This window comes from Enterobacter sp. 3U4, assembly GCF_057224565.1.
Genome location: NZ_CP136665.1, coordinates 891,867 through 908,888, shown reverse-complemented (window position 1 = coordinate 908,888; position 17,022 = coordinate 891,867). Strand labels below are relative to the sequence as shown.

The 17,022-nt window shown below is 60.4% G+C and carries 9 protein-coding genes; 8 read left to right on the top strand and 1 reads right to left on the bottom strand.

Annotated features, from left to right (window positions below):
- The first annotated feature begins 115 nt into the window (after nucleotides 1-115).
- Nucleotides 116-3,445 (top strand): diguanylate cyclase, encoded by a 3,330-nt coding sequence (locus RVY89_RS04245; RefSeq protein ID WP_484826999.1) that lies wholly within the window; start codon nucleotides 116-118, stop codon nucleotides 3,443-3,445.
- Here the strand turns inward: RVY89_RS04245 and alkA are convergent.
- Complete coding sequence (gene alkA, locus RVY89_RS04240; protein ID WP_484826998.1) at nucleotides 3,410-4,282, bottom strand: DNA-3-methyladenine glycosylase 2; 873 nt, start codon at nucleotides 4,280-4,282, stop codon at nucleotides 3,410-3,412. The two genes, RVY89_RS04245 and alkA, sit on opposite strands and share 36 nt — an antisense overlap.
- A gap of 130 nt (nucleotides 4,283-4,412) precedes the next feature.
- Here alkA and yegD point away from each other — a divergent pair, with 130 nt between their 5' ends.
- The 7 genes from yegD to baeR all read left to right on the top strand — a co-directional run bounded on the left by yegD (nucleotide 4,413) and on the right by baeR (nucleotide 16,946).
- Nucleotides 4,413-5,765, top strand: a complete 1,353-nt coding sequence (gene yegD, locus RVY89_RS04235; RefSeq protein WP_484826997.1) for a molecular chaperone — start codon at nucleotides 4,413-4,415, stop codon at nucleotides 5,763-5,765.
- A gap of 243 nt (nucleotides 5,766-6,008) precedes the next feature.
- The gene (locus RVY89_RS04230) at nucleotides 6,009-7,211 is read left to right on the top strand and encodes an MdtA/MuxA family multidrug efflux RND transporter periplasmic adaptor subunit (RefSeq protein WP_484826996.1); all 1,203 of its coding nucleotides are present in this window, start codon (nucleotides 6,009-6,011) and stop codon (nucleotides 7,209-7,211) included.
- Complete coding sequence (locus RVY89_RS04225; RefSeq protein ID WP_484826995.1) at nucleotides 7,211-10,333, top strand: MdtB/MuxB family multidrug efflux RND transporter permease subunit; 3,123 nt, start codon at nucleotides 7,211-7,213, stop codon at nucleotides 10,331-10,333. Before RVY89_RS04230 ends, RVY89_RS04225 begins: the two co-directional genes overlap by 1 nt.
- Entirely contained in the window at nucleotides 10,334-13,411 is a 3,078-nt protein-coding gene (gene mdtC / locus RVY89_RS04220; protein ID WP_395314432.1) for a multidrug efflux RND transporter permease subunit MdtC, read from the top strand.
- On the top strand, nucleotides 13,412-14,827 hold the full coding sequence (gene mdtD / locus RVY89_RS04215) for a multidrug transporter subunit MdtD (protein ID WP_484826994.1): 1,416 nt from the start codon (nucleotides 13,412-13,414) through the stop codon (nucleotides 14,825-14,827).
- Nucleotides 14,824-16,227, top strand: a complete 1,404-nt coding sequence (gene baeS, locus RVY89_RS04210; RefSeq protein WP_484826993.1) for an envelope stress sensor histidine kinase BaeS — start codon at nucleotides 14,824-14,826, stop codon at nucleotides 16,225-16,227. The genes mdtD and baeS overlap by 4 nt, the downstream gene beginning before the upstream one ends.
- Nucleotides 16,224-16,946, top strand: coding sequence for an envelope stress response regulator BaeR (baeR, locus tag RVY89_RS04205; protein WP_032642850.1), 723 nt, complete (start codon nucleotides 16,224-16,226; stop codon nucleotides 16,944-16,946). Before baeS ends, baeR begins: the two co-directional genes overlap by 4 nt.
- The last annotated feature ends 76 nt before the right edge of the window (nucleotides 16,947-17,022 follow it).

Genomic DNA, 17,022 nt, shown 5'->3' with positions numbered 1-17,022 from the left:
TTCTGAGCGGTCACCATATGAATTGTAAATTGTTTGTACTAGCATAAACCAAATTATCAAATTCACGCGTTCGGACATCTTCCCTGACGGCATGGCGTCTCTGGATAAAGCGGTAATGAATAAACAATACCAGCGGGTTTTGGTTACCACCCCACATCCTTTAATACGACTTGTCTGTCTGGGCCTGGTCACCTTTATCTTTACCTTATTTTCGCTGGAGCTCACCCGGTTCGGTACCCTGCTTGCCCCGCTCTGGTTCCCCACCGCGATTATGATGGTGGCGTTTTACCGTCATGCAGGAAAAATGTGGCCAGGAATCGCCCTGGCCTGCTCGTTCGGCAACGTTCTGGCCTCGTGGATGCTGTTTTCGTGGGGGTCGGTCAGCCTTATCTACCCTTCTATCAACGTCATTGAGGCTGCAATCGGCGCGCTGTTCCTGCGCAAATGGCTCCCGTGGTATAACCCGCTGCAGAATCTGAACGACTGGATCCGCGTGGCCGTTGGCAGCGCGCTGGTGCCGCCGCTGGTAGGCGGTATTCTGGTGTCTCTGCTGGCACCCGGCCCTGAGCCCCTGCGTAATTTCTTCGTCTGGGTATTGTCAGAAGCGATTGGCGCGCTGGCGCTGGTGCCGCTAGGGCTGTTGTTTAAGCCGCATTATCTGCTGCGCCACCGTGACCCGCGATTGCTGCTGGAAACGCTGACCACGCTGGCCGTAACGCTAGCCCTCAGTTGGGCAGCCATCACCTGGCTGCCGTGGCCCTTCACCTGCGTGATCGTTCTGCTGATGTGGAGCGCCGTGCGCCTGCCGCGAATGGAAGCGTTCATGGTGTTTCTGATTACCGTGATGGTTGTGTCGCTGATGATTGCCCGGAACCCTCTGGCGCTGACCACCCAGCACGCCGGGCCGATGCTGAACGCCCCGTGGCTACCGTTCCTGATGCTGCTCCTGCCCGCTAACGTGATGACCATGGTGATGTACGCCTTCCGCGCGGAGCGCAAACACATCACCGAAAGCGAAGAGCGTTTTCGTAACGCGATGGAGTATTCGGCCATCGGTATGGCGCTGGTCAGCATCGAAGGCAAATGGCTTCAGGCTAACAAGGCGCTGTGCAATTTCCTCGGCTACAGCCAGACGGAGCTCCAGTCGCTGACCTTCCAGCAGCTCACCTGGCCGGAAGATCTGCATACCGACCTGGAGCAGCTCGAACAGCTGATTAACGGCGACATCAATACCTATACCCTCGAGAAGCGCTATTACACGCGCGACGGGGAAGTGGTCTGGGCGCTGCTTGCCGTCTCCGTGGTGCGTCATGCCGACGGCTCGCCGCTCTATTTTATCGCCCAGATTGAAGACATTAACGACCTGAAGCAGACCGAATGGGTCAATAAACGCCTGATGGAGCGCATCACCCTGGCAAACGAAGCAGGGGGCATCGGCATCTGGGAGTGGGATCTGGAGCCAGACATTATCAGCTGGGACAAGCGGATGTTTGAGCTGTATGAAATTCCGCCGCACATCAAGCCCACCTGGCAGCTCTGGCACGACACGATGCTGCCGGAAGATCGCGCTCACGCAGAGAAGGTGCTGCGGGACTCGCTGATTTCCCGGCTGCCGTTTAAGCTGGAGTTCCGCATCCGCGTGAAAGAAGGCGTGCGCCATATTCGTTCCCTGGCGAACCGGGTGCTCAATAAGCAGGGTGAAGTCGAGCGGCTGCTCGGCATCAATATGGACATGACCGAGGTTAAGCAGCTTAACGAGGCGCTTTTCCAGGAAAAAGAGCGTCTGCACATTACTCTCGACTCCATCGGTGAAGCGGTGCTGTGCACCGATATCAACATGAACGTCACCTTTATGAACCCGGTGGCTGAGAAAATGAGCGGCTGGCTGCAGACCGAGGCTATTGGTCAGCCGATCCTGAAGGTGTTACACATCACCTTTGGTGAAAAAGGACCGCTGATGGAGAATATTCACAGCGGCGATATGTCCCGTTCCGATATTGATCAGGACGTGGTGCTGAACTGCCGTACCGGCGGCAATTTTGATATTCACTACAGCATTACGCCGCTCAGCACGCTGGATGGACAGAATATCGGCTCGGTGATCGTGATTCAGGACGTGACCGAGTCGCGCAAAATGCTGCGTCAGCTGAGCTACAGCGCCTCCCACGATGCCCTGACCCATCTGGCAAACCGGGTCAGCTTCGAAAACCATCTTAAACGGCTCCTGCAGACCGTTCGCGAAACGCGCCAGCGTCATGCTCTGGTGTTTATCGACCTCGATCGCTTCAAAGCCGTCAACGATACGGCTGGCCACGCGGCGGGCGATGCCCTGCTGCGGGAACTGGCCTCCCTGATGTTGACCATGCTCCGCTCCAGCGACGTGCTGGCACGTCTGGGCGGGGACGAATTCGGATTACTGTTACCGGACTGCAATATTGAAAGCGCGCGCTATATCGCCGGGCGCCTGATTCATACGATCAATGACTATCACTTTATGTGGGAAGGCCGTCTGCACCGGATCGGCGCCAGCGCCGGCATCACGCTGATTGATGAAAATAACCATCAGGCGTCGGAGATCATGTCCCAGGCGGACATTGCCTGTTACGCCTCGAAAAACAGCGGGCGCGGCATGGTGACGGTTTACGAACCCCAGCAGGAGCGGGATCACAACACGCGCAGCATGATGTCGCTTGATGAACAGTGGCACATGATTAAAGACAATCATCTGATGATGATTGCCCGCAGCGTCGCCTCCCCGCGCATCCCTGAGAGCAGTAATTTCTGGCTGCTGTCGTTACGCCTGTGGACCAGCCAGGGCGAAGTTCAGGAAGAGCATGCTTTCCGCTCGGGCCTGGCGGAGCCTGAGCTTCTGCACGCCCTCGACAGACGGATCTTTAGCGAGTTTTTCCGCACCTCAGCCGCACAGATCGCCAGTAAAGGCATGGGCGTGGCGCTGCCGCTTTCGGAGGCCGGTTTAGCCAGCGTGACGCTGGTCGATGAACTGCTCGACCTGCTGGATAAAAGCCCGATGCCGGGCCGTCTGCTGCATCTGGTTATCTCTGCCGATGTGGTGTGCAGCCCGGAAAAGAACCTGCATCGGGGTCTGCAAAAGCTCCGTCAGGCGGGCTGCCGCGTGATCTTCAGCCAGGTGGGACGCGATATGAACGTCTTTACCCACCTGACCGCTAATATGGCCGACTATCTGATGCTGGATGCGGAGGTGGTCACCAACGTATACGGCAATCTGATGGATGAGATGATGGTCACCATTATTCAGGGCCACGCCCAGCGTCTGGGAATGAAAACCATCGCAGGTCCCTGCAACCAGCCCATCATGATGGATACGCTCTCCGGTATCGGCATCGATTTTATTTTTGGTGACACCATCGCCGAGCCGCAGCCGCTGGATCTACTGCTCAACACCAGCTATTTCGCCATCAACTGACGGTGCCCAGCCGTCGGTATACCAGATGTGCAGCAGCGCGTAAGAGCGCCACGGCTGCCAGCGTTCGGCATAGCGACGAATTTGTGCGGGCGTCATTCCGGCGAAGCGTTGTTTAATCAGGTAATCATCCGGCAGAAACACATCTTTCGCCTGCCAGCCACGCAGGGCCAGGTAGTTTGCCGTCCAGCGCCCTATTCCCGGCCGCTGCTGTAGCGCCTTCATCCCCTCTTCTATATTTGCGGGCGGGAAAAGCGGAAACGTTCCGTCGATAACCGACTGCGCCAGGTGAATCAGCGACTCAGCGCGCTTTACCGGCATGCCCAATGCTTTCAGCGCCAGCGGGTCCGCTGCCGCCAGCGCCTGCGGCGTGGGGAAGCAGAGATAGCCCGGGCAATCCGCCACGGGTTCACCGCATAGCGCCACCACGCGCGACGCCAGCTTCGCCGCCATCGCCACGCTCACCAACTGCCCGAGAATCGCCCGGACGCCCTGCTCGTACGCATCCATCGCTCCCGGCAAACGCAAGCCTGGCCGGGCAGCACCGAGATCGCCCAGCGTCTCCGCGATGTGCTGCGGATTGCAGCCAAGATCGAACAGGCGTTCGATGCGTTCAAGGCACGGCTGCGCAACCGGAATTAACCCCGGGCTGAGGGTCACGGCCAGCGTGTGTGATGCGATATCCGGCGTCACGCGGAAAATCCCCTGATGCCCCTCGCAGGCAAAACTGCGCTCGTAGTAGTCGTGCGTGACGGTTTCAATGCCCGTTACCGCACGCGCGCCAAGAAAGCCAAACATCCACTGCCAGTCGTAAGGGGGAAGCCAGTTAAGGGTGTACATCGTCTCTCCTTTTGGGTTCTTCACAGCATAAACGGAAAGACCCTGTTTCGCCTTGCTTTCATATTCCTGTTGTCGCCATGCGGACATTTCGTTAAAGTCTCGCCCCTTCTCACCGGCATGGGGATTAATCGTGTTTATTGGATTTGACTACGGTACGGCAAACTGCTCGGTTGCGATTATGCAAAACGGGCAGCCACGGCTCCTGAAAATGGAAAAAGAGAGCACGCTGCTGCCGTCTATGCTCTGCGCGCCGACGCGTGAAGCGGTGAGCGAGTGGCTGTTCCGCCACCATCAGGTTCCGGCCACGGCGCCAGAGACCCAGGCGCTGCTGCGCCGGGCGGTCAGCTTTAACCGCGAGGAAGATATCGACGTTACGCCGTCCAGCGTGCAGTTCGGCCTCTCTTCGCTCGGGCACTACGTTGAAGACCCCGAAGAAGTCTATTTCGTTAAGTCGCCAAAATCCTTCCTCGGCGCCAGCGGCCTGAAGCCGCAGCAGGTCGCGCTATTCGAAGACCTGGTGTGCGCGATGATGCTGCATATTCGTCAGCAGGCGCAGACGCAGGTCTCCGATGCGATTACCCAGGCAGTCATTGGCCGCCCGATCAACTTCCAGGGGCTGGGCGGCGACGAGGCCAACCAGCAGGCGCAGGGGATCCTTGAACGCGCGGCGCACCGCGCAGGCTTTCGCGACGTGGTATTCCAGTATGAGCCTGTTGCCGCGGGGCTGGACTTTGAAGCCACGCTGACGGAAGAGAAGCGCGTATTAGTCGTGGACATCGGCGGGGGCACAACGGACTGCTCGCTGCTGCTGATGGGCCCCCAGTGGCATAACCGTCGCGATCGTGAAAACAGCCTGCTCGGGCACAGCGGCTGCCGCGTAGGCGGTAACGATCTTGACATCGCCCTGGCATTCAAGAGCCTGATGCCGCTGCTCGGCATGGGCGGTCAGACGGAAAAAGGCATCGCCCTGCCAATCCTGCCGTGGTGGAACGCGATTGCCATCAACGATGTGCCTGCGCAAAGTGATTTTTACAGCACCGCCAACGGCCGCTTCCTTAACGATCTGGTGCGCGATGCCCAGGACGGCGAAAAGGTCGCCCTGCTCTATAAAGTGTGGCGTCAGCGTCTGAGCTACCGCGTGGTGCGTACAGCGGAAGAGAGCAAAATCGCCCTTTCCGAGCGCGCTGAACATGGGGTTTCGCTGCAGTTCATCAGTGACGAACTGGCCACCGCCATTTCGCAGGACGGGCTGGAGACGGCGCTCGCCCAGCCGCTGCAGCGTATTCTGGAGCAGGTGCAGCTGGCGCTGGAGAACGGCAAAGAGAAGCCGGACGTTATCTACCTGACCGGGGGGAGCGCCCGTTCACCGCTGATCAAGAAAGCGCTGGCGGAACAGCTGCCGGGAATACCGATTGCGGGTGGCGATGACTTTGGCTCCGTTACCGCAGGGCTGGCGCGCTGGGCGCAGGTGATGTTTAGCTAGGGCTGTTGCGGTGCGGTCTGGTGCCCTCACCCCGTCCTTCTCCTACAGGGAGAGGGAGAAAACACCAAAAACGGCAACATCCGTTGCCGTTTGCATTTACCTTGTAGGCCGGGTAAGCGAAGCGTCACCCGGCGACACTCAGACAATTCCAGACAGTCTTCCATATTTCCTCCATTTTTCCGCTGTGTTAGCTGACTAAACTAGTATCATTCCCCGAAGTCTTCAGGATGAGAACGTATAACGATGAAAGGCAGTAACAAAACCCGCTGGGCAATCGCCGCTGGCATCATTGTGGTGGTCCTTGCCGCCGCCTGGTACTGGCACAGTCAATCCGCGAACTCCGCCGCTCCCTCCGGTGCCAACAGTCAGGCACAGCGCCCGTCAGGCGGAGGGCGCCACGGCATGCGCGGTGGTGCGCTGGCGCCGGTTCAGGCGGCGACGGCGGTGAATAAAGCCGTTCCTCGCTATCTCACAGGTCTCGGGACCATTACCGCCGCCAACACCGCCACAGTGCGCAGCCGCGTCGACGGCCAGCTGATGGCCATTCACTTCCAGGAAGGGCAGCAGGTCAAAGCCGGTGACTTACTGGCGGAAATCGATCCGAGCCAGTTTAAGGTCGCCCTCGCCCAGGCGCAGGGACAGCTCGCGAAAGACAAAGCCACTCTCGCCAACGCCCGGCGCGATCTAGCCCGCTACCAGCAGCTGGTGAAAACCAACCTTGTGTCTCGTCAGGAGCTTGATACCCAGCAGTCGCTGGTCAGCGAAACGCAGGGCACTATCAAAGCCGACGAAGCCGCCGTGGCCAGCGCCCAGCTGCAGCTGGACTGGAGCCGCATCACCGCGCCGATTGACGGACGCGTCGGCCTGAAGCAGGTCGATATCGGTAACCAAATCTCCAGCGGCGACACCACGGGCATCGTGGTGATCACCCAGACCCACCCGATTGATTTAGTCTTTACCCTGCCGGAAAGCGATATCGCGACCGTCATGCAGGCGCAAAAGGCCGGTAAAGGCCTGGTGGTGGAAGCCTGGGACCGCACCAACAAGCAGAAATTAAGTGAAGGGTCTTTGCTCAGTCTGGATAACCAGATCGACACCACCACCGGCACCATCAAGCTGAAGGCGCGCTTTAATAATCAGGACGATGCCCTCTTCCCGAACCAGTTCGTCAATGCGCGCATGCTGGTTGCGACCGAAGAAAACGCGGTGGTGATCCCCACCGCTGCGCTGCAGATGGGTAATGAAGGTAACTTCGTCTGGGTGCTGAACAGCGACAATAAGGTCAGCAAGCATCTGGTAAAAACCGGTATTCAGGACAGCCAGACGGTGGTCATCAGCGCCGGGCTTTCCGCAGGCGACCGCGTGGTCACCGACGGCATTGACCGTCTGACCGAAGGGGCCAAAGTGGAAGTGGTTGAACCTGCGAAACAGGGAGAGAAATCCTGATGCAGGTGCTGCCGCCAGGCTCTACAGGTGGGCCGTCACGCCTGTTTATCCTTCGTCCTGTCGCCACCACGCTGTTGATGGTGGCGATCCTGCTCGCCGGGATTATCGGCTATCGCTTCCTGCCCGTGTCGGCGCTGCCGGAGGTGGATTACCCAACGATTCAGGTGGTGACGCTGTATCCCGGCGCCAGCCCGGATGTTGTGACGTCCGCCATCACCGCACCGCTGGAGCGCCAGTTCGGCCAGATGTCGGGGCTAAAACAGATGTCCTCCCAGAGTTCCGGCGGGGCGTCCGTCGTGACGCTGCAGTTCCAGCTGACGCTGTCGCTGGACGTCGCCGAGCAGGAGGTACAGGCCGCCATCAACGCCGCCACCAATCTGCTGCCGTCAGACCTGCCTAACCCGCCGGTCTACAGCAAGGTGAACCCGGCGGATCCGCCGATCATGACGCTTGCCGTCACCTCCTCCGCCATGCCGATGACCCAGGTCGAAGATATGGTCGAAACGCGCGTCGCGCAGAAAATTTCTCAGGTCTCCGGCGTCGGCCTCGTCACGCTGGCGGGCGGCCAGCGCCCCGCCGTGCGCGTGAAGCTTAACGCGCAGGCGATTGCCGCGCTGGGGCTCACCAGCGAAACCATCCGCAGCGCCATCAGCAACGCGAACGTCAACTCGGCGAAGGGCTCGCTGGACGGCCCAACCCGCGCCGTCACGCTCTCGGCGAACGACCAGATGCAGTCCGCCGACGAATATCGTCAGCTGATTATCGCCTACCAGAACGGTGCGCCGGTTCGCCTGGGCGACGTGGCGACCGTAGAACAAGGCGCGGAAAACAGCTGGCTGGGGGCATGGGCCAACAAACAGCAGGCGATCGTGATGAACGTGCAGCGCCAGCCTGGCGCTAACATCATCGAAACCGCCGACAGCATCCGCACCATGCTGCCGCAGCTGATCGAAAGCCTGCCGAAATCGGTCAGCGTGAAGGTGCTTTCCGACCGCACAACGAATATTCGCGCGTCGGTCACCGACACCCAGTTTGAGCTGATGCTGGCGATTGCGCTGGTCGTCATGATCATCTATCTGTTCCTGCGTAACGTTCCGGCAACCATTATTCCCGCCGTCGCCGTGCCGCTCTCGCTGGTCGGGACCTTTGCGGTGATGGTGTTCCTCGACTTTTCAATCAACAACCTGACGCTGATGGCGCTCACCATCGCCACCGGGTTCGTGGTGGATGACGCTATCGTCGTTATCGAGAACATCTCGCGCTATATCGAGAAAGGCGAAAAACCGCTGGCCGCCGCGCTGAAAGGCGCGGGGGAAATCGGCTTTACCATTATCTCGCTGACCTTCTCGCTGATCGCGGTGCTGATCCCGCTGCTGTTTATGGGCGATATCGTCGGGCGTCTGTTCCGCGAATTTGCCGTGACGCTGGCGGTCGCCATTTTAATCTCCGCCGTAGTGTCGCTGACCCTGACGCCGATGATGTGCGCCCGCATGCTGAGCCACGAGTCCCTGCGCAAGCAAAACCGCTTCTCGCGCGCCTCCGAGCGCATGTTCGAGCGGATTATTGCCGCCTACGGTCGCGTGCTGGCGAAAGTCCTGAACCATCCGTGGGCCACGCTCGGCGTGGCGCTGGGAACGTTGGCGCTCAGCGTGATGCTGTGGATTTTCATTCCGAAAGGCTTCTTCCCGATCCAGGACAACGGCATTATCCAGGGCACGCTTCAGGCCCCGCAGTCGGTCTCCTTCGCCAATATGGCCCAGCGCCAGCAGCAGGTGTCTGAGATCGTCATGAAAGATCCGGCGGTAGAGAGCCTGACCTCCTACGTCGGCGTCGACGGCACCAACCCGTCGCTCAACAGCGCGCGTCTGCAGATCAACCTTAAGCCGCTGGATGAACGCGACGATCGCGTTAACGCCGTCATTGAGCGTCTGCAAAACGCCGTCGCGCGCGTGCCGGGCGTTGAGCTTTACCTGCAGCCGATTCAGGATTTGACCATCGATACCCAGGTGAGCCGCACGCAGTACCAGTTCACGCTGCAGGCCACCACGCTGGATGCCCTCAGCACCTGGGTGCCGCAGCTGGTGAACAAGCTTAACACCCTGCCCCAGCTCTCCGACGTTAGCAGCGACTGGCAGGACAAAGGGCTGGCGGCGTACGTTAACGTCAACCGCGATACCGCCAGCCGCCTGGGTATCACCATGGCAGACGTGGATAACGCCCTGTACAACGCCTTCGGTCAGCGTCTGATCTCCACCATCTACACCCAGGCCAACCAGTACCGCGTGGTGCTGGAGCACAACACGGAGAACACGCCCGGCCTGGCGGGGCTGGACTCGGTGCGCCTGACCAGCAAAGACGGCGGCATTGTGCCACTGAGCGCTATCGCCACGGTGGAAGAACGCTATACCCCGCTGTCGATTAACCATCTGGATCAGTTCCCGTCCACCACCATCTCCTTTAACGTGCCGGACAATTACTCTCTGGGTGAAGCGGTGGAGGCCATTCAGGCGGCTGAAAAAGATCTCAGCTTCCCGTCCGATATTCAGACCCAGTTCCAGGGCAGCACGCTGGCGTTTCAGGCCGCGCTGGGTAACACCATCTGGCTTATCGTCGCGGCGGTCGTGGCGATGTTCATCGTGCTCGGGGTCCTTTACGAAAGCTTTATCCACCCGATCACCATCCTCTCTACCCTGCCGACGGCGGGCGTGGGGGCGCTGCTGGCGCTGATGCTGGCGGGCAGCGAGCTGGACGTCATTGCCATCATCGGCATTATCCTGCTTATCGGGATCGTGAAGAAAAACGCCATCATGATGATCGACTTTGCCCTGGCCGCCGAGCGCGAGCAGGGCATGTCGCCGCGCGATGCCATCTTCCAGGCCTGTCTGCTGCGTTTTCGTCCGATCCTGATGACGACGCTGGCCGCCCTGCTGGGCGCGCTGCCGCTGATGCTCAGCACGGGCGTCGGCGCGGAGCTGCGTCGTCCGCTGGGTATCGGCATGGTCGGCGGTCTGCTGGTGAGCCAGGTGCTCACGCTGTTCACCACGCCGGTGATCTACCTGCTGTTTGACCGCCTGGCGCTGTGGACCAAAAGCCGCTTCCCGAAACGTGAAGAGGAGGCATAAGTGAAGTTTTTCGCCCTCTTCATTTATCGCCCGGTGGCGACGATTTTAATCTCGCTCGCCATCACCCTCTGCGGCGTGCTGGGCTTCCGGCTGCTGCCGGTGGCGCCGCTGCCGCAGGTGGATTTCCCGGTGATCATGGTCAGCGCCTCGCTGCCAGGCGCCTCGCCGGAAACCATGGCCTCGTCCGTTGCCACGCCGCTGGAGCGCTCGCTCGGGCGGATTGCGGGGGTCAACGAGATGACCTCCAGCAGCTCGCTGGGCAGCACGCGCATTATTCTGGAGTTCAGCTTCGACCGGGATATTAACGGCGCAGCGCGCGACGTGCAGGCCGCCATCAACGCCGCGCAAAGCCTGCTGCCGAGCGGGATGCCGAGCCGCCCAACCTACCGCAAGGCCAACCCGTCCGATGCGCCGATCATGATCCTGACGCTGACCTCGGATACGTACTCTCAGGGGCAGCTTTACGACTTTGCGTCTACCCAGCTGGCGCAGACAATCTCACAAATTAACGGCGTCGGTGACGTGAGCGTCGGCGGGAGTTCCCTGCCCGCGGTGCGCGTGGGGTTAAACCCGCAGGCGCTGTTTAACCAGGGCGTGTCGCTGGACGACGTGCGCTCCGCCATCAGCAACGCCAACGTGCGTAAACCGCAGGGGGCGATTGAGGACAGCAGCCACCGCTGGCAGATCCACACCAACGACGAGCTGAAAACCGCGGCGGAATATCAGCCGCTTATTATTCACTACAACAACGGCGCGGCGGTGCGCTTAAGCGACGTGGCCAGCGTCACCGACTCGGTGCAGGACGTGCGTAACGCCGGGATGACCAACGCTAAACCGGCCATTCTGCTGATGATCCGCAAGCTGCCGGAGGCCAACATTATTGAGACGGTGAACAGCATTCGCGCCCGTCTCCCAGACCTGCAGGAGACCATCCCGGCTGCAATCGATTTGCAAATTGCCCAGGATCGCTCCCCGACCATTCGCGCCTCGCTGGAAGAGGTCGAGCAAACGCTGGTGATCTCCGTCGCGCTGGTGATCCTGGTGGTCTTCCTGTTCCTGCGCTCCGGCCGCGCGACGCTGATCCCGGCGGTGGCCGTGCCGGTATCGCTAATCGGTACCTTTGCCGCCATGTACCTGTGCGGGTTTAGCCTCAACAACCTGTCGCTGATGGCCCTGACGATTGCCACGGGCTTCGTCGTGGATGACGCCATCGTGGTGCTGGAGAACATTTCCCGCCATCTGGAAGCGGGCGTGAAGCCGCTGCAGGCTGCCCTGCAGGGCACGCGCGAGGTGGGCTTTACGGTGCTCTCCATGAGCCTGTCGCTGGTGGCGGTATTCCTGCCGCTGCTGCTGATGGGCGGCCTGCCGGGCCGGCTGCTGCGCGAGTTTGCCGTCACCCTCTCCGTTGCCATCGGCATTTCGCTGGTTATCTCCTTAACGCTGACGCCAATGATGTGCGGCTGGATGCTCAAGCGCAGCAAACCGCATTCGCAGCCGCGCCGCAAAGGCTTTGGCCGCTTCCTGATGGCAATGCAGGAAGGCTACGGAAAATCGCTGAAGTGGGTGCTGAACCATACCCGACTGGTCGGCCTGGTGCTGATTGGCACCATCGTGCTCAACGTCTGGATGTACATCACCATCCCGAAAACCTTCTTCCCGGAGCAGGATACCGGCGTGCTGATGGGCGGCATTCAGGCAGACCAGAGCATTTCGTTCCAGGCCATGCGCGGCAAGCTGCAGGACTTTATGAAGATCATTCGTGAAGACAAAGCCGTGGATAACGTGACCGGCTTTACCGGCGGGTCACGCGTCAACAGCGGGATGATGTTTATTACCCTGAAGCCGCGCGGCGAGCGCAACGAAACCGCCCAGCAGGTGATTGACCGCCTGCGGGTGAAGCTCGCCAAAGAGCCGGGGGCAAACCTGTTTTTGATGGCCGTTCAGGATATCCGCGTCGGCGGGCGACAGGCGAACGCCAGCTATCAGTACACGTTGCTCTCGGACGATTTGGCCGCCCTGCGCGAGTGGGAGCCGAAGATCCGTAAGGCGCTGGCCGCCCTGCCGGAGCTGGCGGACGTCAACTCCGATCAGCAGGACAACGGCGCCGAGATGGCCCTGACCTACGACCGTGAAACTATGTCGCGGCTGGGCATCAACGTTGAAGCCGCCAACAGCCTGCTGAATAACGCCTTCGGCCAGCGCGAGATCTCCACCATCTACCAGCCGATGAACCAGTATAAGGTGGTGATGGAGGTTGACCCGCGCTACACCCAGGACATTAGCGCCCTGGACAAAATGTTTGTGATTAACAACGACGGCAAGGCGATTCCGCTCTCCTACTTCGCCAGCTGGCAGCCTGCCAACGCGCCGCTGTCGGTGAACCATCAGGGGCTTTCGGCGGCGTCGACCATCTCCTTTAACCTGCCCGCCGGTTCGTCACTGTCTGAGGCCAGCGATGCAATCAACCGCGCGATGACCCAGCTTGGGGTGCCGTCCACCGTGCGCGGCAGCTTTGCCGGGACCGCGCAGGTGTTCCAGGAGACGATGAACTCGCAGGTGATTTTAATTCTGGCCGCCATCGCCACGGTCTATATTGTGCTGGGCGTGCTGTATGAAAGCTACGTGCACCCGCTGACCATCCTCTCGACGCTGCCGTCGGCGGGCGTGGGGGCGCTGCTGGCGCTGGAGCTGTTCGGCGCGCCGTTCAGCCTTATCGCGCTTATCGGGATCATGCTATTGATCGGCATCGTGAAGAAAAACGCCATCATGATGGTGGACTTCGCGCTGGACGCCCAGCGCAACGGCAACCTCTCGCCGGAAGAGGCCATCTTCCAGGCCTGCCTGCTGCGTTTTCGTCCGATTATGATGACCACTCTGGCGGCGCTTTTTGGCGCGCTGCCGCTGGTTATCTCGGGCGGAGACGGCTCGGAGCTGCGCCAGCCGCTGGGGATCACCATTGTCGGCGGCCTGGTGATGAGCCAGCTGCTGACGCTGTACACCACGCCGGTGGTCTATCTGTTCTTCGACCGCCTGCGGCTGCGCTTTTCGCGTAAAAACAGAGAAACGGTAAACGGGTAAATGACTGAGCTTCCCAGCAACGTTCGCTGGCAATTATGGATAGTCGCCTTCGGCTTCTTTATGCAGTCGCTGGATACGACCATCGTCAATACCGCCCTCCCCTCCATGGCGAAAAGCCTGGGGGAGAGCCCGCTGCATATGCACATGGTGATTGTCTCCTACGTGCTGACGGTTGCCGTGATGCTGCCCGCCAGCGGCTGGCTGGCCGATAAGGTCGGCGTGCGGAATATTTTCTTTACCGCCATCGTGCTGTTTACCACCGGCTCGCTGTTTTGCGCGCAGGCCAATACCCTCGACCAGCTGGTGATGGCGCGCGTGCTGCAGGGCGTAGGCGGGGCGATGATGGTGCCCGTCGGGCGGTTAACGGTGATGAAGATTGTGCCGCGCGAGCAGTACATGGCGGCGATGACCTTTGTGACCCTGCCCGGTCAGGTGGGGCCGCTGCTGGGCCCGGCGCTCGGCGGCATTCTGGTGGAGTACGCCTCCTGGCACTGGATCTTCTTAATCAACCTCCCGGTAGGCATCATCGGCGCGATTGCGACCCTTGCGCTGATGCCGAACTACAAAATGCAGACGCGGCGCTTTGATTTCTTTGGCTTTATCCTGCTGGCGGCGGGTATGGCAACGCTTACCCTGGCGCTCGACGGGCAAAAAGGACTGGGGATTTCGCCCCTGACGCTCGGTCTCCTGATCGCGCTCGGCGTTACCGCTATTCTGTGGTACATCCGGCATGCCAGAGGAAACGATAAGGCGCTGTTCAACCTGGCGTTGTTTAAAAACCCCACTTACCGTCTGGGCCTGTCTGGCAGCTTTGCCGGACGCATCGGCAGCGGGATGCTGCCGTTTATGACGCCCGTTTTTCTGCAAATTGGCATGGGCTTTTCGCCGTTCCACGCGGGCCTGATGATGATCCCGATGGTGCTCGGCAGCATGGGGATGAAGCGCATTGTGGTGCAGGTGGTAAACCGCTTTGGCTATCGACACGTGCTGGTGGCCGCCACGCTGGGGCTGGCGCTTGTCAGCCTGCTGTTTATGGCCGTGGCGCTGATGGTCTGGTACTACATCCTGCCGCTGGTGCTGTTCTGTCAGGGGATCGTCAACTCCATGCGCTTCTCGTCGATGAATACCCTGACGCTGAAGGACCTGCCGGACGATCTGGCGAGCAGCGGCAACAGCCTGCTGTCGATGGTGATGCAGCTCTCCATGAGCGTGGGCGTGACTATCGCGGGGTTACTGCTCGGCATGTACGGCCAGCACCACCTCAGCGTCGACACGCCGGTGGCGCATCAGGTCTTTTTGTATACCTATCTCAGCATGGCGGTCATCATCGCCCTGCCCGCTTTCATCTTCGCCAGAGTGCCGGATGATACCAGCAAGAACGTCGTGATTAGGCGCGGCAAAAGGAGTGGCTCATGAAATTCTGGCGTCCGGGTATCACCGGCAAGCTCTTCGTGGCGATATTTGCCACCTGTATCGTCCTGCTGGTCACCATGCACTGGGCGGTGCGGGTAAGCTTTGAGCGCGGTTTTATTGATTACATCAAGCATGGCAATGAGCAGCGCCTGCAGGGACTGAGCGATGCGCTGAGTGAACAGTACGCCCAGCACGGCAACTGGCGTTTTCTGCGCAACAATGACCGCTTTATTTTCCAGATCCTGCGCTCGCTGGAGCACGATACCGGTGACGACCGTCCCGGCCCGGGCATGCCGCCGCACGGCTGGCGCACACAGTTCTGGGTGATCGACCAGGATATGCGTCCCCTGGTTGGCCCGCGCGCGCCTATACCGCCGGACGGCACCCGGCGGGCGATCAAAGTGAATAACGCCACCGTTGGCTGGGTGATCGCCTCCCCGGTGGAGCGCCTGACGCGCAACACTGACATCAACTTTGACCGCCAGCAGCGTCGCACAAGCTGGCTGATTGTCGCCCTCTCCACGCTGCTCGCCGCGCTCGCCACCTTTCCGCTGGCGCGCGGTCTGCTCGCCCCTGTGAAACGGCTGGTGGAGGGCACGCACAAGCTGGCCGCCGGGGATTTCACCACCCGCGTCGATACCCGCAGCCAGGACGAACTGGGCAAGCTGGCGCAGGATTTTAACCAGCTCGCAAGCACGCTGGAGAAAAACCAGCAGATGCGTCGCGACTTTATGGCCGATATTTCCCACGAGCTGCGCACGCCGCTGGCGGTGCTGCGCGGCGAGCTGGAGGCCATTCAGGACGGCGTGCGCCAGTTTACGCCCGAATCGGTGGCCTCTCTGCAGGCGGAGGTGGGTACGCTCACCAAGCTGGTAGACGATCTCCACCAGCTCTCCATGTCCGACGAAGGCGCGCTGGCCTATCAGAAAGCGCCGGTGGACGTGATTAACATTCTGGAAGTGATCAGCGGCGCGTTCCGCGAGCGGTTTGCCAGCCGCAACCTGAAAATCGATCTCTCCCTGCCGGACAGCGCGGTGGTGTTTGGCGACAAAGACCGGCTGATGCAGCTGTTCAACAACCTGCTGGAAAACAGCCTGCGCTACACCGACAGCGGCGGCGGGCTGCATATCTCCGGCAGGCAGGAAAACGGGCGCTTTGCCCTCACCTTCGCGGATTCCGCCCCCGGCGTGCAGGACGCACAGCTGGAAAAACTGTTTGAACGTTTCTACCGTACCGAAGGCTCCCGCAACCGCGCCAGCGGCGGTTCCGGCCTGGGGCTGGCGATTTGCGTAAACATCGTTGAGGCGCATAATGGCACCATCCGCGCCGCCCATTCGCCTTTTGGCGGGGTTAGCATTACAGTAGAGTTACCTCTGGAACGGGATTTATCGAGAGAAGTATGACCGAGTTACCGATTGACGAAAACACGCCGCGCATTTTGATCGTGGAAGACGAGCCGAAGCTTGGGCAGCTGCTGATCGACTATTTACGCGCGGCCAGCTATGCCCCGTCACTGATAAGCCACGGCGACCAGGTGCTGCCGTACGTGCGCCAGACCCCGCCGGATCTGATCCTGCTTGATTTAATGCTGCCAGGCGTTGACGGACTGACCCTGTGCCGGGAAATTCGTCGCTTCTCCGACGTGCCGATCGTCATGGTCACCGCCAAAATTGAAGAGATTGACCGCCTGCTGGGGCTCGAAATCGGCGCGGATGACTACATCTGCAAGCCCTACAGTCCGCGTGAAGTGGTTGCCCGCGTGAAAACCATTCTGCGCCGCTGCAGGCCGCAGCGCGAGCTTCAGGTGCTGGACGCCGAAAGCCCGCTGATTGTCGACGAAAGCCGCTTCCAGGCGAGCTGGCGCAGCAAGCTGCTGGACCTGACGCCTGCTGAGTTCCGCCTGCTGAAAACCCTCTCCCACGAGCCGGGCAAAGTCTTCTCCCGCGAACAGCTGCTGAACCACCTGTATGACGATTACCGCGTGGTGACCGACCGCACCATCGACAGCCATATCAAAAACCTGCGCCGCAAGCTGGAGGCGCTGGACGCCGAGCAGTCGTTTATTCGCGCGGTGTATGGCGTGGGGTATCGCTGGGAAGCGGATGCGTGCAGGATTGCGTGACCTTTCGACGCTGAAACCCGCCCCAGGGCGGGTTTTTCTTTTCTGGAATCAATTCAGGAATCAACCATACTCTTTT

What these genes read in the sequence shown, in the direction of transcription:
- RVY89_RS04245 (WP_484826999.1), top strand. Translation starts at nt 116, where the DNA reads ATGAATAAACAATACCAGCGGGTTTTGGTTACCACCCCACATCCTTTA.
- alkA (WP_484826998.1), bottom strand. Translation starts at nt 4,282, where the DNA reads ATGTACACCCTTAACTGGCTTCCCCCTTACGACTGGCAGTGGATGTTT.
- RVY89_RS04230 (WP_484826996.1), top strand. Translation starts at nt 6,009, where the DNA reads ATGAAAGGCAGTAACAAAACCCGCTGGGCAATCGCCGCTGGCATCATT.
- RVY89_RS04225 (WP_484826995.1), top strand. Translation starts at nt 7,211, where the DNA reads ATGCAGGTGCTGCCGCCAGGCTCTACAGGTGGGCCGTCACGCCTGTTT.
- mdtD (WP_484826994.1), top strand. Translation starts at nt 13,412, where the DNA reads ATGACTGAGCTTCCCAGCAACGTTCGCTGGCAATTATGGATAGTCGCC.
- baeS (WP_484826993.1), top strand. Translation starts at nt 14,824, where the DNA reads ATGAAATTCTGGCGTCCGGGTATCACCGGCAAGCTCTTCGTGGCGATA.
- baeR (WP_032642850.1), top strand. Translation starts at nt 16,224, where the DNA reads ATGACCGAGTTACCGATTGACGAAAACACGCCGCGCATTTTGATCGTG.